This is a genomic window from Pseudomonas sp. OV546, from assembly GCF_900116845.1.
GTDB lineage: Bacteria > Pseudomonadota > Gammaproteobacteria > Pseudomonadales > Pseudomonadaceae > Aquipseudomonas > Aquipseudomonas petroselini.
The window spans coordinates 65,868-86,432 of sequence record NZ_FPCE01000001.1 but is presented as its reverse complement, the minus strand read 5'-3'; the positions used below and the strand labels follow the sequence as shown (position 1 = coordinate 86,432).

General features: G+C 58.9%; 25 protein-coding genes, 1 pseudogene and 1 riboswitch. Of the genes and pseudogenes, 15 read left to right on the top strand and 11 right to left on the bottom strand.

From position 1 onward, the window contains the following. Nucleotides 1-150 precede the first annotated feature (150 nt). A complete protein-coding gene (locus tag BM403_RS00430; protein WP_015884996.1) occupies nucleotides 151-594 on the bottom strand; it encodes a hypothetical protein in 444 nt (147 codons plus the stop codon). 103 nt (nucleotides 595-697) lie between these two features. Then, nucleotides 698-893, top strand: a riboswitch (cobalamin riboswitch). A 115-nt stretch (nucleotides 894-1,008) separates the two neighbouring features. Between BM403_RS00430 and BM403_RS00425 the strand changes: the two genes are divergently transcribed. Genes BM403_RS00425 through BM403_RS00415 form a run of 3 tightly spaced genes read left to right on the top strand, consistent with a single transcriptional unit; the run spans nucleotide 1,009 to nucleotide 3,781 of the window. Then, nucleotides 1,009-2,019 carry an ABC transporter substrate-binding protein gene (locus tag BM403_RS00425; protein ID WP_093541166.1) on the top strand — a complete coding sequence of 337 codons (1,011 nt, stop codon included), beginning with the start codon at nucleotides 1,009-1,011 and terminating at the stop codon, nucleotides 2,017-2,019. Further along, entirely contained in the window at nucleotides 2,016-3,020 is a 1,005-nt protein-coding gene (locus BM403_RS00420) for a FecCD family ABC transporter permease (protein ID WP_015884998.1), read from the top strand. The genes BM403_RS00425 and BM403_RS00420 overlap by 4 nt, the downstream gene beginning before the upstream one ends. Further along, nucleotides 3,017-3,781: an ABC transporter ATP-binding protein gene (locus tag BM403_RS00415; RefSeq protein WP_093541164.1), complete on the top strand. Its 765-nt coding sequence runs from the start codon at nucleotides 3,017-3,019 to the stop codon at nucleotides 3,779-3,781. The genes BM403_RS00420 and BM403_RS00415 overlap by 4 nt, the downstream gene beginning before the upstream one ends. Nucleotides 3,782-3,976: 195 nt before the next feature. Here BM403_RS00415 and BM403_RS00410 read toward each other — a convergent pair whose 3' ends face one another. Next, a complete protein-coding gene (locus BM403_RS00410) occupies nucleotides 3,977-4,474 on the bottom strand; it encodes a GNAT family N-acetyltransferase (protein WP_093541162.1) in 498 nt (165 codons plus the stop codon). Beyond that, complete coding sequence (locus BM403_RS00405; protein ID WP_043205671.1) at nucleotides 4,471-4,695, bottom strand: hypothetical protein; 225 nt, start codon at nucleotides 4,693-4,695, stop codon at nucleotides 4,471-4,473. The genes BM403_RS00410 and BM403_RS00405 overlap by 4 nt, the downstream gene beginning before the upstream one ends. 213 nt (nucleotides 4,696-4,908) lie before the next feature. On the opposite strand from BM403_RS00405, the gene BM403_RS00400 reads away from it, so the two are divergent. Further along, nucleotides 4,909-5,343 (top strand): DUF6678 family protein, encoded by a 435-nt coding sequence (locus tag BM403_RS00400; protein ID WP_093541160.1) that lies wholly within the window; start codon nucleotides 4,909-4,911, stop codon nucleotides 5,341-5,343. Between the two features lie 187 nt (nucleotides 5,344-5,530). Here BM403_RS00400 and BM403_RS00395 read toward each other — a convergent pair whose 3' ends face one another. From BM403_RS00395 to BM403_RS00375, 5 genes are all read right to left on the bottom strand, one after another. Next, entirely contained in the window at nucleotides 5,531-6,457 is a 927-nt protein-coding gene (locus BM403_RS00395; protein ID WP_093541158.1) for an alpha/beta hydrolase fold domain-containing protein, read from the bottom strand. Continuing rightward, nucleotides 6,457-6,897: a tryptophan-rich sensory protein TspO gene (locus BM403_RS00390; RefSeq protein ID WP_064052843.1), complete on the bottom strand. Its 441-nt coding sequence runs from the start codon at nucleotides 6,895-6,897 to the stop codon at nucleotides 6,457-6,459. Before BM403_RS00390 ends, BM403_RS00395 begins: the two co-directional genes overlap by 1 nt. 65 nt (nucleotides 6,898-6,962) lie before the next feature. Next, a complete protein-coding gene (locus tag BM403_RS00385) occupies nucleotides 6,963-7,523 on the bottom strand; it encodes a nucleotidyltransferase family protein (RefSeq protein ID WP_093541156.1) in 561 nt (186 codons plus the stop codon). 182 nt (nucleotides 7,524-7,705) lie between these two features. Next, nucleotides 7,706-7,939, bottom strand: a complete 234-nt coding sequence (locus BM403_RS00380) for a hypothetical protein (RefSeq protein ID WP_046036616.1) — start codon at nucleotides 7,937-7,939, stop codon at nucleotides 7,706-7,708. Between the two features lie 106 nt (nucleotides 7,940-8,045). Beyond that, entirely contained in the window at nucleotides 8,046-8,987 is a 942-nt protein-coding gene (locus BM403_RS00375; protein WP_093541154.1) for a hypothetical protein, read from the bottom strand. A gap of 128 nt (nucleotides 8,988-9,115) precedes the next feature. Here BM403_RS00375 and BM403_RS00370 point away from each other — a divergent pair, with 128 nt between their 5' ends. From BM403_RS00370 to BM403_RS32050, 5 genes and pseudogenes are all read left to right on the top strand, one after another. After that, nucleotides 9,116-9,547 carry a YeeE/YedE family protein gene (locus tag BM403_RS00370; RefSeq protein ID WP_093541152.1) on the top strand — a complete coding sequence of 144 codons (432 nt, stop codon included), beginning with the start codon at nucleotides 9,116-9,118 and terminating at the stop codon, nucleotides 9,545-9,547. A gap of 2 nt (nucleotides 9,548-9,549) precedes the next feature. Then, entirely contained in the window at nucleotides 9,550-9,975 is a 426-nt protein-coding gene (locus BM403_RS00365) for a DUF6691 family protein (protein ID WP_093541150.1), read from the top strand. Between the two features lie 85 nt (nucleotides 9,976-10,060). Continuing rightward, on the top strand, nucleotides 10,061-11,050 hold the full coding sequence (locus BM403_RS00360; RefSeq protein ID WP_093541148.1) for a zinc-dependent alcohol dehydrogenase family protein: 990 nt from the start codon (nucleotides 10,061-10,063) through the stop codon (nucleotides 11,048-11,050). 335 nt (nucleotides 11,051-11,385) lie between these two features. After that, nucleotides 11,386-11,625: a DUF6124 family protein gene (locus tag BM403_RS00355; RefSeq protein ID WP_093541146.1), complete on the top strand. Its 240-nt coding sequence runs from the start codon at nucleotides 11,386-11,388 to the stop codon at nucleotides 11,623-11,625. Nucleotides 11,626-12,492: 867 nt separating this feature from the next. Beyond that, nucleotides 12,493-12,585: pseudogene (locus tag BM403_RS32050) on the top strand (SDR family NAD(P)-dependent oxidoreductase); the annotation flags it as partial. A 59-nt stretch (nucleotides 12,586-12,644) separates the two neighbouring features. Here the strand turns inward: BM403_RS32050 and BM403_RS00345 are convergent. Continuing rightward, nucleotides 12,645-13,568, bottom strand: coding sequence for a LysR family transcriptional regulator (locus tag BM403_RS00345; RefSeq protein ID WP_015885010.1), 924 nt, complete (start codon nucleotides 13,566-13,568; stop codon nucleotides 12,645-12,647). A gap of 111 nt (nucleotides 13,569-13,679) precedes the next feature. Between BM403_RS00345 and BM403_RS00340 the strand changes: the two genes are divergently transcribed. From BM403_RS00340 to BM403_RS00330, 3 genes are read left to right on the top strand one after another with little or no spacing between them, the layout of a single operon-like run. Beyond that, the gene (locus tag BM403_RS00340) at nucleotides 13,680-14,168 is read left to right on the top strand and encodes a GlcG/HbpS family heme-binding protein (RefSeq protein ID WP_043205677.1); all 489 of its coding nucleotides are present in this window, start codon (nucleotides 13,680-13,682) and stop codon (nucleotides 14,166-14,168) included. A gap of 57 nt (nucleotides 14,169-14,225) precedes the next feature. Next, complete coding sequence (locus BM403_RS00335; RefSeq protein ID WP_015885011.1) at nucleotides 14,226-15,740, top strand: MFS transporter; 1,515 nt, start codon at nucleotides 14,226-14,228, stop codon at nucleotides 15,738-15,740. A 31-nt stretch (nucleotides 15,741-15,771) separates the two neighbouring features. After that, complete coding sequence (locus BM403_RS00330; RefSeq protein WP_093541142.1) at nucleotides 15,772-16,455, top strand: HAD hydrolase-like protein; 684 nt, start codon at nucleotides 15,772-15,774, stop codon at nucleotides 16,453-16,455. Between the two features lie 235 nt (nucleotides 16,456-16,690). Here the strand turns inward: BM403_RS00330 and BM403_RS00325 are convergent, their stop codons facing one another. Continuing rightward, nucleotides 16,691-17,587: an AraC family transcriptional regulator gene (locus BM403_RS00325; RefSeq protein ID WP_043206307.1), complete on the bottom strand. Its 897-nt coding sequence runs from the start codon at nucleotides 17,585-17,587 to the stop codon at nucleotides 16,691-16,693. A gap of 138 nt (nucleotides 17,588-17,725) precedes the next feature. Here BM403_RS00325 and BM403_RS00320 point away from each other — a divergent pair, with 138 nt between their 5' ends. From BM403_RS00320 to BM403_RS00310, 3 genes are read left to right on the top strand one after another with little or no spacing between them, the layout of a single operon-like run. After that, nucleotides 17,726-18,469, top strand: a complete 744-nt coding sequence (locus tag BM403_RS00320; RefSeq protein WP_043205680.1) for an SDR family NAD(P)-dependent oxidoreductase — start codon at nucleotides 17,726-17,728, stop codon at nucleotides 18,467-18,469. 17 nt (nucleotides 18,470-18,486) lie between these two features. Next, on the top strand, nucleotides 18,487-18,888 hold the full coding sequence (locus BM403_RS00315; protein ID WP_015885015.1) for a VOC family protein: 402 nt from the start codon (nucleotides 18,487-18,489) through the stop codon (nucleotides 18,886-18,888). Beyond that, nucleotides 18,885-19,862: a saccharopine dehydrogenase family protein gene (locus tag BM403_RS00310; protein ID WP_015885016.1), complete on the top strand. Its 978-nt coding sequence runs from the start codon at nucleotides 18,885-18,887 to the stop codon at nucleotides 19,860-19,862. The genes BM403_RS00315 and BM403_RS00310 overlap by 4 nt, the downstream gene beginning before the upstream one ends. A 231-nt stretch (nucleotides 19,863-20,093) precedes the next feature. On the opposite strand, the gene BM403_RS00305 is transcribed toward BM403_RS00310, so the two are convergent. Continuing rightward, the gene (locus BM403_RS00305; protein WP_046036605.1) at nucleotides 20,094-20,525 is read right to left on the bottom strand and encodes a bleomycin resistance protein; all 432 of its coding nucleotides are present in this window, start codon (nucleotides 20,523-20,525) and stop codon (nucleotides 20,094-20,096) included. Between the last annotated feature and the right edge of the window lie 40 nt (nucleotides 20,526-20,565).

Below are 20,565 nucleotides of genomic sequence, written 5' to 3'. Positions count from 1 at the left end.
GCGGAACCCACAGCGGCCGTTACCGCAGCAACGGATATGTACCCGGTCTGATCCAACATCCAGGCCATCTGTCAGGCCGCCAGCGGGAGCAAGCTCCCTCGCCACAGGTCCAGCACCGTACCCAGAGTTATCAGGCCAACGGGCAAACCTTCATTGCGCATTGATGTAATGAAACTGCGCCTGCGTTTTCTCGACCGCCGCACGCACCGTGTCCTTCTGCGCCTCAGTGCCCGAGTAGTAAATCTGCATCCCCTTCAAATCCTGCCCTTCGACTGCTTTGCCGATCACCGCAACATCAACCGGCGTGCCGGCACCGATAATCAAAAAGAACACATCGCCCAAGCGTTTAGCATCGAGCAACTCTCCCCTAAGGCGAGCGGCGTTTTGCTCACCCGCCATGGAAATCGCCAGGGTATCGCCGAACATCCCGCTTTTGGGGATGCTCATCGTGTGCAAACGGAGTTTGTCCGACCCGGCCGGCATCGACGCGACATACGCGGTGGCGGCCTCGTCAAGAATCTGCTTTTCAGATTTACCCTGGGTGGCACAACCGGCGAGCGTGGCGACGAGGGCGAACGCGAGAAATAATTTCACTGTGTATTCCTTGTGATAAAGCGATCCATTGGCTGCGCATCATAGGAGCCCCACCGCCAAAGAGCCACCGTTGGCGTCACGGCCTCCCGTTCAACCTCGCGATCGACTACCATACCGCGCCGGTTCCCAAACGGGACTAATAGGGAATCCGAAGCGCGGTCCCCCCGCGTCAATCGGAACTGCCCCCGCAACTGTAGGTGCTGAGCCTGCTCCTCGATGCCACTGGACCTTGTCCGGGAAGGCCGGAGCGTGGCGACGACGCATCAGTCAGGAGACCTGCCGGCTCAAGCTCAATCACTAACCGGCGGGGTGTCCGGGAAGGACATTCTTGCCTGTCTCTACCACAGCGCTCGAGGGTGTATTTCCGAACCGTACCTCCCCAGTTGCACGTACGGTTCACTCGGAGATCGTCCCATGCTGCCACGCGTTACCGCCCTGCTCACCGGCATTGGCTTCTGTGCCCTGGCCCACGCCGCGCCCACCCACTACCCGCTCACCGTGGAAAACTGCGGCAGTAGCCTCACCTTCCAGCAGGCGCCGGCGCGCAGCGTGACCATCGGCCAAGCCGCTACCGAGATGCTCTACGCCTTGGGCGTGGGCGATAAAGTGGTCGGCACTTCGCTGTGGTTCAACAGCGTGTTACCGCAGTACAAGGCACAGAACGACCGCATCGAGCGCCTGGCCAACAACGAGCCGAGCTTCGAAGCCGTGATCGCCAAACGCCCGCAATTGGTGGCCGCCGAGCTGGAATGGGTGGTCGGGCCGCAGGGCGTGGTCGGCACCCGCGAGCAATTCCATGAACTGAAGATCCCCACCTACCTGCTGCCCTCCGACTGCGAAGGCAAGGACAACCTGGTGGGCGCCGACGGCACGCGGCTGGAGCCGTTCCGTATCGAGACCATTTATAAAAGCATCAGCCAATTGGCGCAGATCTTCGACGTACAGGATCGCGGCCAGCAATTGAACGACGAACTCAAGGCGCGCTTGGCCAAATCCGTCGCCACCGTGCAGAGCAAAGGCCTCAAGCACGCCAGCGCGTTGGTGTGGTTCTCCAGCTCGGAGATGGCCAGCGACCCGTACGTGGCCGGCCACAAAGGCATTCCCGAGTTCATGCTGCAAATCCTCGGCCTGTCCAACGTGGTGCAGTCCGATGAAGAGTGGCCCGCCGTCGGCTGGGAAACGATTGCCAAGGCCAACCCGACCTTCCTGGTGATCGCCCGCATGGACCGTCGCCGCTACCCCGCCGACGACCATGAAAAGAAACTCGCCTTCCTGCGCAGCGACCCGGTGACCCGCAACATGGACGCGGTGAAAAACAACCGCATTATCATCCTCGACGCCCTGGCGTTGCAGGCCAGCATCCGCATGTTCGACGGCCTTGAACAACTGGCCACGGCCATCGACGGCTACGACCTACCAAAATGATGCGCACCCTATTCGCCCTGGCATTGCTGCTGATCGCCGTACTCGCCGGCGTGGCCATCGGCGAAACCGCCATTTCGCCGCAGGTCGTGCTCCAGGTGCTCGCCAACAAACTGTGGGCGGCCGGCTACGTGCTCGACCCCATCGATGAAGGCGTGGTGTGGAACTACCGCCTCACCCGCGCGCTGGTCGCTGCCGCCTGCGGTGCGGGGTTGGCGACGTGCGGGGTGATCCTGCAATCACTGTTGCGCAACCCGCTGGCCGATCCGTACCTGCTGGGCATCAGCGCCGGCGCATCGACCGGCGCGGTATTGGTGGCGTTGATGGGCGTGGGCGGCGGGTTGATTTCGTTATCGGCCGGCGCGTTTGTCGGTGCGATGGCGGCGTTTGCGCTGGTGATCCTGTTGGCCCGCGCCAGCGGTTCGGCCAGCGGCACCGGCCAGATCATCCTCGCGGGCATTGCCGGTTCGCAGTTGTTCAATGCGCTCACCGCGTTCCTGATCACCAAATCGGCCAGTTCCGAACAGGCACGCGGCATCCTGTTTTGGCTACTGGGCAACCTCAGCGGCGTGCGCTGGCCGTCGGTGTGGCTGGCGGTGCCGGTGGCGGTCGTGGGTTTGGCCGTGTGCCTGTGGCACCGTCGAGCGCTGGATGCGTTTACCTTTGGCAGCGACTCGGCAGCATCCCTCGGCATTCCGGTGCGCCGGGTGCAGTTTGTGCTGGTGGGCTGCGCGGCCCTGGTGACGGCAGTGATGGTGTCGATTGTCGGCTCCATCGGCTTTGTCGGGCTGGTGATTCCGCATGCCGTGCGCCTGCTGCTCGGCACCGGGCATTCGCGCCTGCTGCCGGCGAGCGCCTTGGGTGGCGCACTGTTTTTGATTGCGGCGGACGTGCTGTCACGCACGCTGATCAAGGGCCAGGTGATTCCCGTTGGCGTGGTCACGGCGCTGGTGGGCGCGCCGGTGTTTGCACTGATCCTGATCGGCCGGAGGAACGCGCGATGACGGTTCTGAGCTGCACCGGGCTGGGTTTCAAGGTGCGCGAGGCCGAGCTGCTGCGCGACATTCATCTGGACGTACACCTGGGCGAAACCCTCGGCATCGTCGGCCCGAACGGCTCGGGCAAATCGACCTTGCTCAAACTGCTGGCAGGCCTGCGTACACCCGCGTCCGGCGAAGTGTTGCTGGGCGGCCGGCGCCTGGGCAGCCTGTCCCGCCGCGCCATCGCGCAGCAACTGGCGGTGGTGGAACAACAGGCCGACACCGACGACGCCATCCGCGTGTTCGACGCCGTGGCGCTGGGCCGTACGCCGTGGTTGTCGGCGTTGAGCCCGTGGTCCTTGGATGACGACGCCATCGTGAACCAGGCCTTGCACGACGTCGACGCCACCCACCTGAGCCAGCGCGCCTGGCGCAGCCTCTCGGGCGGTGAACGCCAACGCGTGCACATCGCCCGTGCATTGGCGCAACGGCCGCAGATCCTGTTATTGGATGAGCCGACCAATCACCTGGATATCCAGCATCAACTGGGGATTTTGGAGGGCGTGCAACGGTTGCCTGTCACCACCTTGATTGCCCTGCATGACCTGAACCAGGCGCTGACCTGTGACCGCTTGGCGGTGCTGGACCACGGGCGGTTGGTGGCGCTGGGCAAACCCCTGGACGTGCTGACGCCACAGCGGTTGCAGGAGACGTTTGGGGTGCAGGCGCACTACCTGACAGACCCGTTTGATGGGGCGCAAATCCTGCGGCTACGCCCAATCTAAAGCCTGAGTAGAGCGTTACTGTAGTGAGCGGGCTTGCCCCGCGCCGGGCTGCGCAGCAGCCCCAATAAGGCCGCTGCATTCCTCCAGGTCGAACCGGGGCGTATGGCTTCAGGGGCTGCTTCGCAGCCCAGCGCGGGGCAAGCCCGCTCACTACAACAAGCCCCCCCAGAGCAATAAGCCCCCCGGAGCATTGGTCTATAAAGCCCTGTGCATATGCGTCGTCCGCCACACCGGGTCTGCTTCCACATCCACGACCTCAAACCCCTGCCGAACCCAAAATTCAATTGCCCCCGGCAAAAACGGATGGGTATGCAAGTACATCACCTCCACCCGATCGGCTTGCGCCATCGCTTCCAGCGCACGGTACAACTGCCCCGCCAAGCCAAAACGGCGAAACGCTGGTGCTACAAACAAGCGCACCACTTCCACCGTCTTGCGGCCTTGGTAATTCAACTGCGCAAAACGCCCGTCATAGGGCAGATAACCCATGGCGGCGACGATTTGGGCCTCATCGCGCGCGATAAGAAAACGCCCATCGCCCTGCAGATAAACCGCCTCGAACCGCGCCAGGTCCGCCGGCATCCCTGTGGCGCTGAGCGTGGGAAACAGCTCGGCACGAGCGTGCAGCACGAACCTCAGCACCTCGGGGATATCCGCCGCCGTGACCGCCTGAATAATGGGACTTGTGCTCATGCAACCTCTATCTGCGTAATCCCTACCACCTGCGCCTGCTCCAGAATTTGCTCCGGCAGCGCATCCGCAGGCGGCAGGATCAAGCCATTTTCCGCATCGCCAAAATGCAACTGCAGCAGGTGCAACGCCGCCTCGTGTACCCGCAACTCAGGCTGGTTGAGTTCGAATGCATGGGTGCGGGGTTCGCCGTTGAACAGATAGTTGATGGTGTATTCGCGCATGGGGGTCCTTGTTATGTGAGAGAGGCAACTGATCAGCCGGATCAGATCACCAAGTTTCAAGCTCCCAACCCGCTCTTGGCAAAGATAGCCAGGTTACTCGTTCAGACAATTCCCGGAGGCAAAAAAAGTAAAACCCAATATCCTGGACCACCATTAAGCTGCTGGAAGTCACGCAAACGTATCAGTCAAATGAGTGAGTCGAGAGTGATAAATATGAATGAACTACCGGGGCCCGGCGCCCGACAGAATGATAAAAACCGCAAGACCATCCAGACCACCGTAGCGGCAAGAAACCTGGCCGGCGCGGCAAACAACACCAAGTGGAACGAACTGATTACACACATGCGCCAGCGCTCGGAGTGGGTACCTTCGTATCGCTCAAAATGCATCACAGGCCATATCTCGGGATGGGATGTGGAATGGTTTTACCACCTGCCGTTCCCTTTTGCGTATGTCGAATGGCTCGACATCGGCTTGTGGCAAGAGGCGCCTTCGTTGGGCGTATTATTGCCACGAACGTATATTGACCATACCGAGGAAATCTCTCAGATTGTCTCGCAGATAGGCTTCGAATTTGAAGTAAAGGCCGATGTGCTGAGAATATGGGGCTACCTTCCAAAATCCTACGATGACTTTCCGCCGGTATAACGTACAGCGGCGGATTCTGCGGCGACGCCGCTTCAGCCACCCTCACTGTAGTGAGCGGGCTTGCCCCGCGCTGGGTGGCGAAGCCGCCCAAACCCAGGCGCCCCGGTGTGTCTGGGATACCGTTGCGACCCTGGCGCGGGGCAAGCCCGCTCACCACAAGTTACAGTCGGCATGGCCGCTTGAATGATCATCCCGCCGTCATCCCCAGTCGGGCACTGATCCACTGGCGGCTATAAGCAAGCACGCTCCCCCCCATCGCCACCGAAAAATGAATAAACCCATGCGCCGCCTCCGGCAACAGGTGCGCCTCAGCCCCCGGCCACCGCTCAGCGATCAACAGCGTGTCGTCTTTCAACGGGTCCAACTCACCCACAAACATCAACGCCGGCGGCAAGCCGCCGAAATCGCCATACAACGGTGACAACGGCGGCTGGCGACGTTCCTCATCGCTCAACCCCGGCGTCAGCCTGCGCAGTGCCTCGACCATGCCCGGCCCGTCCAGCAACAACGTGTGCTTCCCCGCCGTGCGCACGCTCGGGGTACCGGTCAGGTCGTAGACGCCGTAATACAGCACCGCTGCGCTCACCCGCTTGAGCACGTCCGGCCATTGCTTCAACGCCAGCAACGTCGCCGCCGCCAAATGCCCACCGGCCGATTCGCCGACGACGATCACCGGCAGGTCGGCAAATTCATCGGTGGTCAGCAACCAGCGGGCGGCCGCCAGGCAGTCGTCCATCAGGCCCTCGACCGGCGTGTCGACTGCCAGCCGATAGTCCACCGACACCACCGTCACGTCGCAGGCATTGACCATGCCGAGGTTGAGGTCGTCGTTCATCTGCGCATTGCCGATCACCCAGCCGCCGCCGTGGATGTCCAGCACCACGCCCTTGGGCTTGCCGCTCGGCCGCAGGATGCGCACCGGGACTGAGCCCACGAGTCGGGTCTCAGCCACCGGCGCCCGCTTGATCTTTTGACTGGCGCGCAACAACGCCTGGATCAGGCGCGGCGTAACGCGATTGCGGATTTTAAAACGTGGCATCCACGCGAGTTTCTGGTTGAAACGGCGCATCTCGGCGCGTTCAGGCTCACTGGCGGGCCAGGGTGTGTAGGCCATCAACGGTTATTCCGCAGGATCGAGAAATTCAGCGCTGCCGCTACACACAGCCACGCTAGGTAAGGGAACAGGATCAAGCCGGTGATCAGGTCCAGGCGCACCGCCAGCACCACCATCGCCGCCACGGTCACCCACAGCACCGCGATAATCACCATCCCCGCCAGTAAGCGATGGGCGCCGAAGAACACCGGCGTCCACAGCGTATTCAACGCAATCTGCGCCGCCCACAGGGCCAACACCATTTGGCTACCTGGGATAAGGCTCAGGCGATAACCGGCCCAGGCCAGCAATAGGTAGATGATCGTCCACGCCACCGGGAACAGCCAATTGGGCGGGGTGAAGCTGGGTTTGACCAGGGATTCGTACCAGGCGCCGGGTTTGAAGATGACGCCGGTACTGGCAGCGGCGGCGCAGGCGAGCAGGAAGATGAAGAAGGTCATGGTCAGTCCTTGGCTGGGCATTTCAAGCTTGGACGCGTAGGACACGGGTAAAAGTTCACTGCAATTCAGGGCATCACGATGTTCAGCCAAGGCCACCGCGCCTGATAACTGCGGGCCTTCTGCACGAACAACTCCCGCTCCGGATGCAGCGGGTTGATGCGCAGCACACCCTGCTCCACATCCTCCAAACCATACGGCGCATACACCTCACCCGTCGCAATCTCCAAGCCGATGCACGTACCCGCCACCAGGTAACGATCAATCCCCTGCTTGGCCGTGTGCAACTGCGGATACGGCCGACCAAACCGCTGGCCATACCACAGATGAACCCGCGCCTGGTTCTTCACTTCAACATTCACGCCCAGGTCCTGGAACAGCACCTCGGCCGCGCGGATCACCGCATCCTCAGCCTCGTAGGACAGGTCCGTATCGAAGTAGAAAACGTCGTAGTCCTTGACGCCCTGGTCAGCAGGCAGGTTCGACTGATGATTCCACACCGCCTGGAACAGGCAGCCCGCCGTGAGAAAGCACTGGTCCACGCCAAGGTCGGGCAGGCGCGCGGTAATCTCGGCATTGATGGGGTTGGCCATGGCCAGGTTGAGCAAAGCGTCGACGGTCAATGTCATGCGCATTCCTTCTTGAGCTACCCGCAGCGCCCCTTGTGGCGAGGGAGCTTGCTCCCGTTGGGGCGCGAAGCGGCCCTCATCGGCGTCCGTGTTTTGCCTGATAACCCGCGTCAGCCGGTTTTGGGTTGCTGCGCAGCCCACCGGGAGCAAGCGCCCTCGCCACCAGGAGGACCGACCGATGATCAAGCCTTCAACTCACCCGCACGGTGAGTCGCTGCGTCATCGTAAACCACATACAACGACTCGGCGACCTGGCTTTTGATGGCCTTGGTCGACTCAAGGCCCAGCACAAAACCCTCGGCTTTACCGCCGGCACGGTTGAGTTCTTCAGGGGTGGCGGCGCCGGTGATGGCGTCGAAAAGCTTGGTGGCGTGGGGGCCTACGCCTTTGGGCAGGCTGATCTGGTCGATGGACATGGGCGATACCTTAAAAGAGAGAGATCGGTAGCGCGTGGAACCACTGCCGGGGGTGGCATGGTAGACCGGCTGGAACAGAAAGGGGCGGCTTTTGATTAACCTGCGGTCAGGGCGCCGACTTGAACCGGCCTTGAAACGCGATGCGCAGGCATGCCCAGGCGATATAGCCCACGATCACCACCTCGACCACGCCGATGAGCAGGTTGAATGAAAAGGTGACGGGTTGCTCCGCCCAATAAAAGGTCGTTGCACGGGATCGAAAACCACTGACCCGCAGTCGCCCCGTGAACAGCGCGGGCACCAGTGCGAAGAGCTGCGACAGCTCCAACACCGCCAAAAACGCACCCAGCAGGCCCAGCAGACCGCGTGCGGGCATGCCAACAGCCTCGGTCGACTCCGCTGAAGGCGCAGGCTCTTTTGCTTTTTGCGCGCGGGCGACCTTGGCCGGGGATCGCGCAGGCCTATAAGGCGGCTTGCGCGGCGCCGACGCATCGATCACGTCGGTTGGCACCGCCATGTTCAGGTAGCCGGCCAATTCCGCCAGCCACCGCTCGGTACGCGGGCTGCCCGGTACCACCGGAACATTGTCGGTGGTCAGGCGGTGCTCAGTGCCATCGCGCATCACCAACCACAGCTGGGTGTAAATCGGCTCGGCCTGTGGGCGGCGGCGCAGTTCGAGGGCGTGTGGGTGATCGAGTCGAAACGCCTGACGCACCCGCTCGCGGCGCCCAAAGGCATTGCGGGTCAGGCGTTGCCCCTCCCCGTCGTGTCGCGACAAACGCAAAGTCTCGCGAATGCCGGTGTACACCATCAGGAACAGCCCCATGGCCGGCATCAGCAGCAACGCGAGCACGATCAGCAGCGAGGACAGCGGGTGCAGGCCCACCAGCGGCAAATAGCCCTCGATGATCCCGCACACCACGAACACCACCGGCACGCTCAAGGCCAGCCCGCCTACCCACCACACGACAGCACTCTGCACAGGGTTGTGCGAGTGGATGAGCAAATCATCCTGCACCGTTCGCTCGAACCGATGGCCAATCCACATGCCGCTCTCCTGATGTACGTGCGTGGCCCCGGATGATACGTGAGCGCGCCCATTTGTTTCATGACCCTCCCCACAAAACCGTGATATCGATAAGCTTGATCCCCCACCCGCCGCGCAGGCCCCGCACCATGACCCTCTCTCCCGACTTCACCCCCTGGGCCTCCCTGCTCGGCGGCGCACTGATCGGCCTCAGCGCCGGCCTGTTCATCCTGCTCAACGGCCGCATCGCCGGCATCAGCGGCCTGCTCGGCAGCCTGCTGGCCAAACGCGGCGAAGGGCGCGCTGAAAAAGGCCTGTTCCTGCTCGGCCTGCTCGCCTCGCCCTGGCTCTGGTCACTGTTCGGCACCCTGCCCAGCGTGTCGATCCAGGCCGGTGGCGCTGCGTTGGTGCTGGCGGGGCTGCTGGTCGGCATCGGCACACGCTACGGCGCCGGGTGTACCAGCGGGCATGGGATCTGCGGGCTGTCGCGTTTGTCGTTGCGCTCGCTGGTGGCAGTGGGTTGCTTCATGGGCAGCGGGTTTGCCGCTGTCTACGTGACTCGCCACCTGATAGGAGCCTGAGCATGCGCAAACTGACCGCATTAATCGCCGGCCTGATCTTTGGCCTGGGGCTGTACCTCAGCGGCATGACCAACCCGGCAAAGGTGCTGGGGTTTCTCGACCTGGCCGGTGAATGGGACCCTTCCCTGGCGCTCGTCATGCTCGGTGCGCTCGTGGTCAGCAGCGTGTTCTTCTACTTCGCCAGGCTCCGACGCACCTCGTTACTGGGCGCGCCGATGCAGATGCCGAGCCACCGCACAATCGACCGGCGGCTGGTGCTCGGCAGCGTGGTGTTCGGGGTTGGCTGGGGGATCGCCGGGTTGTGTCCGGGGCCTGCGGTGGCATTGTTGCTGACGGGGCAATGGCAGGTGGGGGTGTTCGTGCTGGCGATGGGGGTGGGAATGTGGGTGTTTGAAGGAATGGAGTCGCGCAGGTCGGCCAAGGCTTGATACGCGGGCAAGACGTTCTGCTTTATCTCACACCGTCCCCGGCCTACATTGAACGCCTCATGGATCAATACCGAGGTCAACATTCATGGCACGCATAGTCAGGATTCACGCCTACGGCGACGCCAGCGTCTTGAAACTGGAAGACGTGGACGTCCCCGCCCCCGCCGCCGATGAAGTGCAAATCGACGTCAAAGCCTTCGGCCTCAACCGCGCCGAAGTGATGTTCCGCAACCACGCCTACCTGCAGGAAGCCGAATTCCCCAGCCGCCTGGGCTACGAAGCCGCCGGCGTGGTGATCGCAGTCGGCGCCGATGTCACCGACATTCAAGTGGGCGACGCCGTCAGCGTCATCCCACCGCTGGACATCGCCCGCTGGGGCACCTACGGCGAAGTGGCCAACGTGCCCGCCCACCTCACCGTCAAACACCCGCAAACCCTCAGCTTCGTGCAAGCCGCCGCGTCCTGGATGCAATACGTCACCGCCTGGGGTGCCCTGGTGGAACAGGCCAAACTCACCCAGGGCGACGTAGTGTTGGTGACCGCCGCCTCCAGCAGCGTCGGCCTGGCCGCCTTCCAGATCGCCCGCAGCGTCGGCGCCACCGCCATCGCCGTGACCCGCACCCGCGCAAAAAAACAAGCGCTGCTGGATGCCGGCGCGGCCCATGTCATCGTCAGCGATGAAGAGGACCTGGTCGAACGCGTGATGCAATTGACCGACGGCCAAGGCGCCCGCGTGGTGTTCGACCCCATCGGCGGGCCGGGCTTTGAAGCGCTCACCCAGAGCATGGCCAGGGGCGGGATATTGCTGGAGTACGGCGCGCTGAGCTCGGAGCCGACACCGTTTCCGTTGTTTACCGTGCTGGGGAAATGTTTGACGCTCAAGGGGTATCTCTACGCCGAGATCGTGGCTGACCCGGTGGTGTTGGCACGGGCCAAGGTGTTTATTTTAGAGGGGCTGGCGTCGGGGGCGTTGTCGCCGGTGATTGCGAAGACGTTTGGGTTGGATGAAGTGCAGGAGGCGCATCGGTTTTTGGAGGCGAACCAGCAAGTGGGCAAAGTGGTGGTGACGGTGTGAGGGCGGCGTCCTAGGACAATTCCCAAAGCTGGGGAGTGGGTTGCCCGATTGCCTACGCGTGCGTCAGAATCCGCCGGCTTGTGCGCTGGGGTGGTCGAATCTAAGGTGGCGCGGTCGCTGAATTTCTCGGTGATCGGGTTTAGTAGCCCGGATCGGTTATCTAAATGTGCATGAGCTTCATCAGTCAGACATCGCGTCTGTGCTTGATGGCGGCTGTGCGCAGGGCGTCCTCGGACGCGCCGGTTTTAGATATCCACCGGTCTACTAACCTGCGTACAGCTGCCACCCTCTCGTTTAGTAGCGGGGAGGTGGTGGCATAAGCCAGGATATCTTTTATGTCTAAGGTCATACCGGATTCAACCGCGCTTTTCTGCGTTGCTCCAGACGCCAGCAATGAAGCCCTCGTTACCAATAGCTACGAGACCTTCGCCTCGGTCAGCACCCTTCTGCTCGACCTCTCCGAAGGCCTGAGTGGCAAACAGCGTGACGTCGCGCTGGCAATTCACCAACTGAGTGAATTGGGCGTGTTACTCACAGCCAAGCTTCTTGATCGTGAGGCCCCCTCCGCTGGCTGATCATAGCTATCCAGAAGGCGAGGCGGATCAGTCGCTGAGTCGTAGTACGAAAAAAGGAGGACGGATTGATCCATGAAGAATCGTTTCGTCCCCTTTTCAATGGTCTCAAAACGGCCTTTCATGAATGGCTACTCTCGGCCAAAAGCCGTCATTGCGTGGACGCTGAGTGGCATACGGTAGATTCTTGACTTGTTGAGGGTTCGAATTGCTTCTTCATTGCCACATTCTTAAAACGCTATCCCATGATTTTTATATAGAAGATAGATGGTTTGTGGTTTTTTTGCGTCCAAAAAATAGCCCCATGGGACCACCATGGAACTGGCGCGTATTTTGGGTGCGTTTTTTACTCGCAAGACGGGTGCACTTCGTTCCTTTATGAACTTAGTGTTAGGCCCACTACTCCCTAGAGAGGAGCGCAGATTCGTAAGCGTGTCTTCAACGTTTTGAGACCGAGGGTAAGAATTGATGTCTGTTGCCAGGGGCGATGTTCATCACGTGAATAGCGTGTCGACTCATTTACTCGCCGGGATTGCGTGCGCGCCCACCACACTTGAAGCACGGAGGCGTGAGATTCGCACGCATGACCTGATTTTTAAGCTTCAACTTGAAGAGACTATTTCCAATCTTGATGCAGACAATCTACGAATCTTGTTCAGAGGGGCGCTTGAGAAGCGCCTCCGTGAAATTTTGAGCGAGTAAAAAATTTTGGTATTGCCTAGGTCGACATAACGCCGCTTATGTTCAAAAGGCTCGTACACGTTAGCCCGGTGTGGGGGCCTTTTTAATGGCTGCGGTAACCAATGCCCCCTACACTGGCCTACCAGTGCCCCTTGTACTGGTAAGCGCATAACCCGCGCTTAAACGCTCTTGGCCGGCGCAAGCAGAGGTTTGGGCAAAGCATTGGTTGAGGGGCTGGGTGAGAATGAGGACACGCTGATTGGTATCTCCTGTACTGATCCAGTGGAGGAGCCCCTGGAGGAGTAACCATCTCGCCATATGGCCCACGGGAAGTTTAACCTTCAGAGCATTTCTTTCTGTGCCCACCGCAGAGGATCGCCGTTCCACACGCGTTCATCGGTCTCAAGGATCTGGCTAATCAGGTTGCACACAATCGGTAGCCTCTCATGGCGGCGAAACAAAGCTCCAACCTCTGAAAAAATGGGAGGCCCAGCTATCTCCCTAAAGACCACATTTGGCAGTTGAACAGTTTGAATCAGAACGCTGGGAATGACTGCTATACCAACACCCAGTGCCACCTGTGTCAGCACTGCGACCAGACTTCCGGGAGCCGAACCAATGTGTGGATCGAATCTCCCGCGCTTGGCCACTTCACGCAACCCTAACCCCTGTTCAGGTAGCACAAACAACTCGTCAGCAAGCGCACTCGGGCGAATGTCATCAACTGTCTTTGCCAGGATATGGTCCGCAGGCAAAGCAACGCAGAATCGGTCTCGGGCCAAAATACGGCTGGAGATTGCGTCGGGCAAATGCACCGGCATCCGTACAAAGGCCACGTCAATCCGACCGTCCTCGAGAAGTGCCGTGAGCTGCTCGGTAGGGAGTTCCTTGGTGTTCACCATGACGTCTGGCCACTGATTGCGAAAGCGCTTGATCTGGTCCTGGAGTACCCCGAAAAAGGCGGCTGAACCCACGTATCCGATTTCCACTCGGCCAACCTGGCCTCGGCCTGCACGTTGGCCCACGTTAACAGCTCTCTCGAATTGTTCGAGAGTAGCGCGGGCTTCTGTCAGAAACGCTTCCCCAGCTGGCGTCAAAGCGACAGATCGCTTTGTTCTATTAAAAAGCCGAGCTTCTAACAAGCTCTCCACTTCCTGAATCTGCGCAGTGAGTGTTGGGGCAGAAACGCCCAGCTGCTCGGCCGAGCGTGAAAAATGTAGATTTTCCGCCACTGTTACGAAAGAGCGGAGATGGCGAATGTCCATGGCAGCGGAACCTAGTATTCAGTTTTTCTGAATTATAAAGCCATCAAGCTTTGTTGTACTGAATTATTCCCCCTGTTCCAATCATTGGACTCACTACATTAGGAGTTCACTATGTTCCGCCTTCCTCACATCGCGACTGCCTTGGCTCTTTCTGGAACGCTTGCTCTGCTCTCTCTGCCAGCAGCAGCATCGGATTTGCCTAGCCAGCCAATTCTGACGCTTGCCGCCGCTCAACAGATCCTCACAGCAGCGCAAACACAAGCGCAAAAGGCTGGTTGGCCGTGCGTGATCGCAGTTGTCGATAGTGCTGGTTTGCCTATTCTCCTCGCTCGAATGGACAACGCCGCTGTCCCAGCGGGTGTAGAACTGGCTCCCGGAAAAGCTCGTACAGCCGCTCTGTTCCGACGTCCTAGCGGCTCGCTAGAAGATGCCGTCAACGGCACCCGACCTGCCGTCATCACGGCCCAAGGCTTTGTGCTGATGCGTGGTGGTTTTCCGATCATCATCAACGGACACACCGTTGGGGCTGTAGGGGTATCTGCGGACACACCACAGCACGATGAAGAGATCGCTCAAGCCGGGCTAGCTGCATTCAAATAAACGCCCGTTTCAAAAAGTGCAGTTACCGTTCCCGCTATCAGAAGAGACTGTCATTCCATGAGAAAAGAAGCGGCCATACTGGTTGTCGCGTCGGCGGGCTGTGCCATGACAGTTCTAGATACGAACGTTGTAGGCATTGTTTTGCCAACCATTGCCAGGGATCTTCAGGCATCGTTTGCAGAGGTCGAGTGGGTCATAAGCACCTACGTGCTCTGCTTCGCTGCCCTCCTGCTTCCGGCTGGCTCCATCGCTGACCGGTATGGCCGACGACGCGTCTTTCTGTTCGGAATAGCGCTCTTTGCAGTCTCTTCTCTGGCCTGTGGTTTGGCGCCTTCAGCGTCAGGCCTTTATCTGGCGCGAGCGGTACAGGGAGTCGGAGCCGCTTTCCTGCTTGCTCCTGCCCTAGCCATCATCGGACACACCTTTCACGATGAAAAAGCGCGTAGCCACGCATGGGCGATCTGGGGCGGCATCATGGGACTCACAATGGTTGTGTCGCCGCTCATTGGTGGAGTGATCAGTAGTTCACTTGGGTGGCGCTGGGCTTTCTATATCAACATCCCAGTCTGCTTATTGCTGGCGGCAGCGGTCGTGACGCTGGTGGATGAATCTCGTGACCCCATTCCGAGAACATTGGACATCCCGGGAATTGCGCTGTTCGCGCTAGGGATGTTCAGTGCCACATGGGCACTCATAGCCGGTCCCAGTCATGGATGGTCCAGTATCCCTGTCCTCGTGAGCATGATCGGGGGCCTGCTGTTTTTCGCAGTCTTTGTCTGGGTCGAAAAACGCCGCACCCACCCAATGCTTGATCTCGAATTGTTCACAGCCAGGCCCTTCGTTGGCGCAGTACTCGCGATGCTAGCCTACGCCTCATCTGCTCAAGTCATGGCATCGCTGTTACCGCTCTTTCTACAAAATGGCCGTGGCAACGGAGTACTCCAAGCGGGTATCGCCATGCTTCCATTTGCCATTGCGATGCTGATTTTCCCCCAAGTAGGTAGGCGACTTTCGCCTTACCTTGACAGCGCGGGCATCCTGGCACTGGGCCTCTTAATCGTTGCACTGGGTAACCTTATTCTGATGTTCTCCGCCATTCAGCAGGGAGAACTATTGCTGATTTCCGGCATGGCTATTTTGGGAACTGGTGGAGGATTGCTGAATGGCGAAACCCAGAAGGCGATCATGGGCACAGTTCCTCGGAGTCGCGCCGGAATGGCATCCGGCATCAGCACCACATCCAGATTTACCGGCATATTGCTGGGTTTCGCCGGGCTGGGAGCGGTACTCGCCAGCGGAGTGAAATTGGCGATCGAAAGCAGGCTGATAGACGCGGGAGTGTCTGCTAAACCCGGATTTTCCGAATACGTGATGGCAGGCGACTTCGCACGTGCTATCGCAATGTATCCCCACGACTTAACCAAAACGCTGAATGGGCTCGCTCAGCAGAGTTACAGCCAGGGATTCGCGGGCGCATTTGTGATTGCCGCTGTGTTCTCGCTACTCGCATCCGGTGCGGTGTATGTGCTGATGCGTAGCAAAAAAAGCCATAGCCCGAGCCCTGCCATCTAGCCACAGCCCTGCAAAACGTGAGTAAAGATATATGTCGATAAATGAACTGAAAATTGCACACCCGATTCAGGCCGACGCAATTATTTTTGACCTTGACGGTACTCTCGTTGACTCTGCGGACGACATGACAGCGCAATTGAACGCAATTCTGATCGAGCGGAATCTTGAGCCAATTTTGGTCGCAACAACTTCATTATTCCTCGGTGACGGAATGCGGTCATTTGCCAGGCGAGCGTTCTACTTGCGTGGAATAAATAACATAGAAGAAGCGATTGATACCTTCATCTCGCGTTACGAACACACTGACCATCCGATGACAAAACCTTATGACGGGGTAATTGAAACCCTTAGCGCGTTGCGAGAAGCGGGGTGGCAAATATCTGTCTGTACGAATAAGGACGAATCGATTGCCATCGATATTCTCAAGCAAACCAACCTGTTGAAATTCATGGATGTGGTCTGTGGCGGGGATACCGTGTCCTTTATGAAGCCTGACCCCAGACACCTGGGGGCATTGGTAGCGCGTGCCGATTACGGAAAGCTCCCCAAGATAATGATCGGGGACAATAGGAACGATTTTGAAGCCGCACGCGGATACGGAATACCGTTTGCTTTTGCCAGTTGGGGCTATGGATCTGTGCCTGACGATTGCAAAGCCCTTAATCTCAAAGAATTCAGAGATATTCTCGACATCGTTGGCTTGCCTGGCCACTGAGCGGCAGCTAAGGATCGACTCCCGTCCTCGTCGGTCTACTAAATTCCGGATTCTTAGCAGGTAGCAAGGTCAGAGGTTTCCAATGGTGTTCATGGTGGATTCCTCCTCCTCAGGAGAGGACTAGGGTGGATCAGGTACAGTACTCCGTCATCGATATTCGTCCCAGAATTGCCGCTCACTGATTTGGCTTCAATTGACTCCGTGCGGCACTGCGCGGAAGGGTTCAGTTGAGTGCTCACGTCACCCTGACGTCTCTCGTATCCCCGAGGATCCGCCCCGCATCTTTTGCAGGGGGTAGCCCGAACACGCGAGCATAATCGCGACTGAATTGCGTGGCACTTTCGTAGCCAACCTCGAAGGCCGCAGCCATGACGCTCTTGGCATTTGCCACCATCAGTGTTCGCGCCTGGAGCAAGCGCACGCGCTTCTGATACTGCAAAGGGCTCAAATTGGTAACAGCCTTGAAATGGCGATGAAATGCCGAGACGCTCATCGATGCTCGTTCTGCCAAGCGTTCTACGCCGATGGGCTTGGCAAAGTCGCGGCGAATCCATTGAATAGCCATGTTAACGCGGGCCATTGCGGTATCAGGCGCTGCGATCTCTCTGAGCATCCACCCATGCGGTCCCTGTAGGACGCGGAAGATGATCTCCCGCTCGTAAACCGGGGCCAAAGCTGCGATGGCATCTGGATCGCCCATCAGTCGGAGCATTCGTATCCAAGCGTCCATCAGCTCGGTCGTAACTGAGGCCACCGAAAAGCCGGGATTATTTTCCATGCGGACAGCAGGTTTGGGCAAGTCGCCGAATAATGTCGACAGGACTGCCGGATCAAGCGTCAGACTGACTGCCAGATACGGCTCGCCTGATGCGGCGGGATGTACTGAACCCACGGCTGGTAGGTCGATGGACATGACAAAGTAGGTCGCAGGATCATATTTAAGCGTGCGGTTACCCACCGTCATGCTTTTGCTGCCTTGCAGAATCAGATTGATCATGGGGTCATAGACCGCCGCCAGCAGGTGCTCTGGGATCTTGCCCTGAACCATGGCTACGCGCGGGATGCCTGTCTCGGTTCGGCGGTTTTCAGCGCCGGCCGCCAGTGATCTAAGTTCTTTGAGTTGGTTGTCCATGATTAGCATGCTGAAGGTATAACGACTCCTCGTGCAAGCAAAAAGCAGAAACAGGCATGTTTAGAGTAGGAACGGATATGACCCCCTAGGCGCTGATTATTACTCTGGATGCACATTCCAACCACAGAGGAAACAGATATGGGCGTCATCGTGATCACAGGCGGCAGCCGCGGAATCGGTGCCAGTGCCGCCGAGCATATTGCCAAAAAAGGGATGGGCGTCATCCTGACCTATAACGCCAATCCCCAGGCGGCGGCTTCGGTTGTGGAGCACATCAAAGACGCAGGTGGGAAAGCCATAGCGCTCAAGCTCGATGTCTCGGATGTTGGCAGTTTCGAGGCATTTCGCGAATCAGTAGTGGTAGCTCTGCGGGAGACGTGGAATGCCACAACGCTGAGTGGCCTGGTCAACAACGCCGGCTATGGCTTGTTCAACCCGTTGGCCTCCGTCAGCGAGGCGCAGTTCGACGACTTGTTCAAAGTGCATCTTAAAGGCCCGTTTTTTCTCACTCAGGTATTGCTGCCGCTGCTGGCGGAAGGCGCCAGTATCGTCAACCTGACCAGCGCCACTACTCGCGTAGCCACCGCCGGAGTTGCACCGTACGCCGCGTTCAAGGGCGGGCTCGAAGTGCTCACCCGCTATATGGCCAAAGAGTTTGGTGAGCGGTACATACGGGCCAATGCTGTATCACCGGGTGCTATCCGTACTGAGCTGGGCGGCGGGCTGAACGACGAGTTCGAAGCGATGCTGGCGGCGCAAACAGCGCTTGGAAGGGTGGGTGAGCCCGAAGATGTTGCGCGGGTTATTGCCATGCTGCTGTCCGAAGAGGGCACTTGGATCAATGCCCAGACTATTGAAGTCGCCGGCGGCTACAACATCTGAACATACGGGGGTACACCATGCTTGATCATATTTTTTTGTCGGTAAGCGACATCGCACGCTCTGTCAGTTTCTATGAGACTGTACTGAAGCCGCTGGGCATCACCGCGCGTTTGGACTACGACGGCAAGGACGGCCCACCGGGGCATCCAGACCTGAAAGGTTTTGGCAGCAATGGCCGAATGTTTTTCTGGTTGCGTGAAGGTGTATCTGGAGGGCGGGCTGTGCACGTTGGTTTCGTCGCGAACAACAAGGTAGAAGTTGATGCTGCCTACGCCGCGGCCATAGCGCAGGGCGCCATCGATAATGGCGCGCCGGGCGCCCGCTTACACTACGACCCCGATTACTACGCAGCCAATGTCCTGGACCCGGATGGGTACAGCCTGGAATTCGTCTATAAAAAATGGCAACACGTCCAATGAGCGCACTTCTGATCTACGGAGCCACGGGCTACACCGGTCGTATGGCGGTCAAGCGGGCAAAAGCGCTTGATCTGAATTTTGAAATCGCAGGGCGCAGCAAGCAGCAGCTTGCGATCCTTGCAGCGCAGTTGGACGTGCCATATCGAGTGTTCGATGCTGGCGCAGTTCTCGAAACTGATCTGTCTGGCATCTCGGTATTACTAAACTTCGCGGGGCCATTCGCGCAAACAGCAGAGTCATTGATGAACGCGTGCATCAAGTCTGGGGTCGACTATCTGGACATCACCGCCGAGATCAACGTTTACCGGCTAGCTGAGAGACTGGGCGTTCAAGCCGCTGCCAATAAGGTCATGCTTTTGCCAGGCGTTGGTTGGGACGTCGTCCCCACTGATTCGCTGGCGGTGCAGGTTGCTAGGCGCGTTGAAAATCCGCTTGCAATGAGCATCGCACTTCAGGTCCCAGGATCAATGTCCCGTGGGTCGGCCATGAGCGTTAGTGAGATCATCGGTGCAGGCCTACTCGCAAGGGTGGACGGCGAATTGGTTATGGCGCCCGATGCGACGCCACGGGACTTTGACTTTGGTCAGGGGCCGGTCCTTTGCGTGCCGCTTTCTTTCGGTGACCTGATCACAGGCTGGCATTCGACGGGCATTCCTAATATCGCGATGTATGTGCATATCGCGGGCGATGCGTTTCCAGAAGGTGATCTGTCGCAACTGCCTGACGGACCCACGGCAGAGCAACGGGATGCGCATCGCGCCCGCGCAGTGGTTGAGGTCATAGACGCTAATGGAGTAACCGCAACGTCTGTGATCGAAACCGTGAACGGCTATTCCTATACGCCATTGGCAGCGGTGGAAGCTGCGCGCCGGGTATTGAACGGTGAACGGCGCCCGGGATTTGCGACACCGGCCACGGTCTTCGGAGATGGATTTGCCGAGAGCATTGCCGGGACGGTAATTACCGACTTCTAACGTGGTGTTGGCGATTCAAATGGCCGCTGTACGCTCTGTAGCGGAGGCCGGGCGGACCAAATATCGCAGCATCGCACGCAGATGGCAGGCCAAAAAGCCGTGAGTACGCTCGGTTGAATTACGAGGCGCTTTTAAACCCCACCGTATTGGTGACCGGCCGCTTCTGGCCGATTGCTGCCCGTCGCGAGCGGCGGCAATCGCCCCATAGCTGACGGTCGGCTTGGCTCAGATTCACATTGAGCAAGCCGGTCGCTCACCCAACCGCTCTACCAGCCTTACGAGATAACCGTCGGGATCCTGAACGATGAATTCGCGTTGGCCTACTTCTATATCGTCAGCCCGATACCAGGTGTCTTTGCATTCTCGATAGAGTGGACATCCAGCCTGAACAAGTTTTTGGATGATGGGTGCGACAGCCTCAACATCAATCTGTAGGTTGATGCCTCTTCCAAACGGTTTGGTCAACGGCGCAGTCAGCCATTGACCCGCGTCCGGATCAATCTGCTCCAGCATTACTTGAGCACCATTCAAATCAAGGTACGCAAATCCGTCATCCGAACGTTGATAAGCTACTTTGAACCCCAGACGAGAAACCCAAAAAGCCAGGCTGCTATCCAGGTTGGTGACCATTAACTCCGGAACCAGTTTGTTACGTTCGAACATGAGATGACTTCCATTTCAAAATGCTTTTTTTTTGGGCGGG

Bases quoted from the DNA above. Each gene is read 5' to 3' on its own strand.
- BM403_RS00400 (WP_093541160.1), top strand. From the start codon at position 4,909: ATGAATGAACTACCGGGGCCCGGCGCCCGACAGAATGATAAAAACCGC.
- BM403_RS00310 (WP_015885016.1), top strand. From the start codon at position 18,885: ATGAGCGCACTTCTGATCTACGGAGCCACGGGCTACACCGGTCGTATG.
- BM403_RS00345 (WP_015885010.1), bottom strand. From the start codon at position 13,568: ATGGACATTCGCCATCTCCGCTCTTTCGTAACAGTGGCGGAAAATCTA.
- BM403_RS00380 (WP_046036616.1), bottom strand. From the start codon at position 7,939: ATGTCCATCGACCAGATCAGCCTGCCCAAAGGCGTAGGCCCCCACGCC.
- BM403_RS00340 (WP_043205677.1), top strand. From the start codon at position 13,680: ATGTTCCGCCTTCCTCACATCGCGACTGCCTTGGCTCTTTCTGGAACG.
- BM403_RS00415 (WP_093541164.1), top strand. From the start codon at position 3,017: ATGACGGTTCTGAGCTGCACCGGGCTGGGTTTCAAGGTGCGCGAGGCC.
- BM403_RS00390 (WP_064052843.1), bottom strand. From the start codon at position 6,897: ATGACCTTCTTCATCTTCCTGCTCGCCTGCGCCGCCGCTGCCAGTACC.
- BM403_RS00410 (WP_093541162.1), bottom strand. From the start codon at position 4,474: ATGAGCACAAGTCCCATTATTCAGGCGGTCACGGCGGCGGATATCCCC.
- BM403_RS00425 (WP_093541166.1), top strand. From the start codon at position 1,009: ATGCTGCCACGCGTTACCGCCCTGCTCACCGGCATTGGCTTCTGTGCC.
- BM403_RS00320 (WP_043205680.1), top strand. From the start codon at position 17,726: ATGGGCGTCATCGTGATCACAGGCGGCAGCCGCGGAATCGGTGCCAGT.
- BM403_RS00395 (WP_093541158.1), bottom strand. From the start codon at position 6,457: ATGGCCTACACACCCTGGCCCGCCAGTGAGCCTGAACGCGCCGAGATG.
- BM403_RS00420 (WP_015884998.1), top strand. From the start codon at position 2,016: ATGATGCGCACCCTATTCGCCCTGGCATTGCTGCTGATCGCCGTACTC.
- BM403_RS00360 (WP_093541148.1), top strand. From the start codon at position 10,061: ATGGCACGCATAGTCAGGATTCACGCCTACGGCGACGCCAGCGTCTTG.
- BM403_RS00370 (WP_093541152.1), top strand. From the start codon at position 9,116: ATGACCCTCTCTCCCGACTTCACCCCCTGGGCCTCCCTGCTCGGCGGC.
- BM403_RS00365 (WP_093541150.1), top strand. From the start codon at position 9,550: ATGCGCAAACTGACCGCATTAATCGCCGGCCTGATCTTTGGCCTGGGG.
- BM403_RS00405 (WP_043205671.1), bottom strand. From the start codon at position 4,695: ATGCGCGAATACACCATCAACTATCTGTTCAACGGCGAACCCCGCACC.
- BM403_RS00385 (WP_093541156.1), bottom strand. From the start codon at position 7,523: ATGACATTGACCGTCGACGCTTTGCTCAACCTGGCCATGGCCAACCCC.
- BM403_RS00335 (WP_015885011.1), top strand. From the start codon at position 14,226: ATGAGAAAAGAAGCGGCCATACTGGTTGTCGCGTCGGCGGGCTGTGCC.
- BM403_RS00355 (WP_093541146.1), top strand. From the start codon at position 11,386: ATGTCTAAGGTCATACCGGATTCAACCGCGCTTTTCTGCGTTGCTCCA.
- BM403_RS00325 (WP_043206307.1), bottom strand. From the start codon at position 17,587: ATGGACAACCAACTCAAAGAACTTAGATCACTGGCGGCCGGCGCTGAA.
- BM403_RS00305 (WP_046036605.1), bottom strand. From the start codon at position 20,525: ATGTTCGAACGTAACAAACTGGTTCCGGAGTTAATGGTCACCAACCTG.
- BM403_RS00375 (WP_093541154.1), bottom strand. From the start codon at position 8,987: ATGTGGATTGGCCATCGGTTCGAGCGAACGGTGCAGGATGATTTGCTC.
- BM403_RS00330 (WP_093541142.1), top strand. From the start codon at position 15,772: ATGTCGATAAATGAACTGAAAATTGCACACCCGATTCAGGCCGACGCA.
- BM403_RS00315 (WP_015885015.1), top strand. From the start codon at position 18,487: ATGCTTGATCATATTTTTTTGTCGGTAAGCGACATCGCACGCTCTGTC.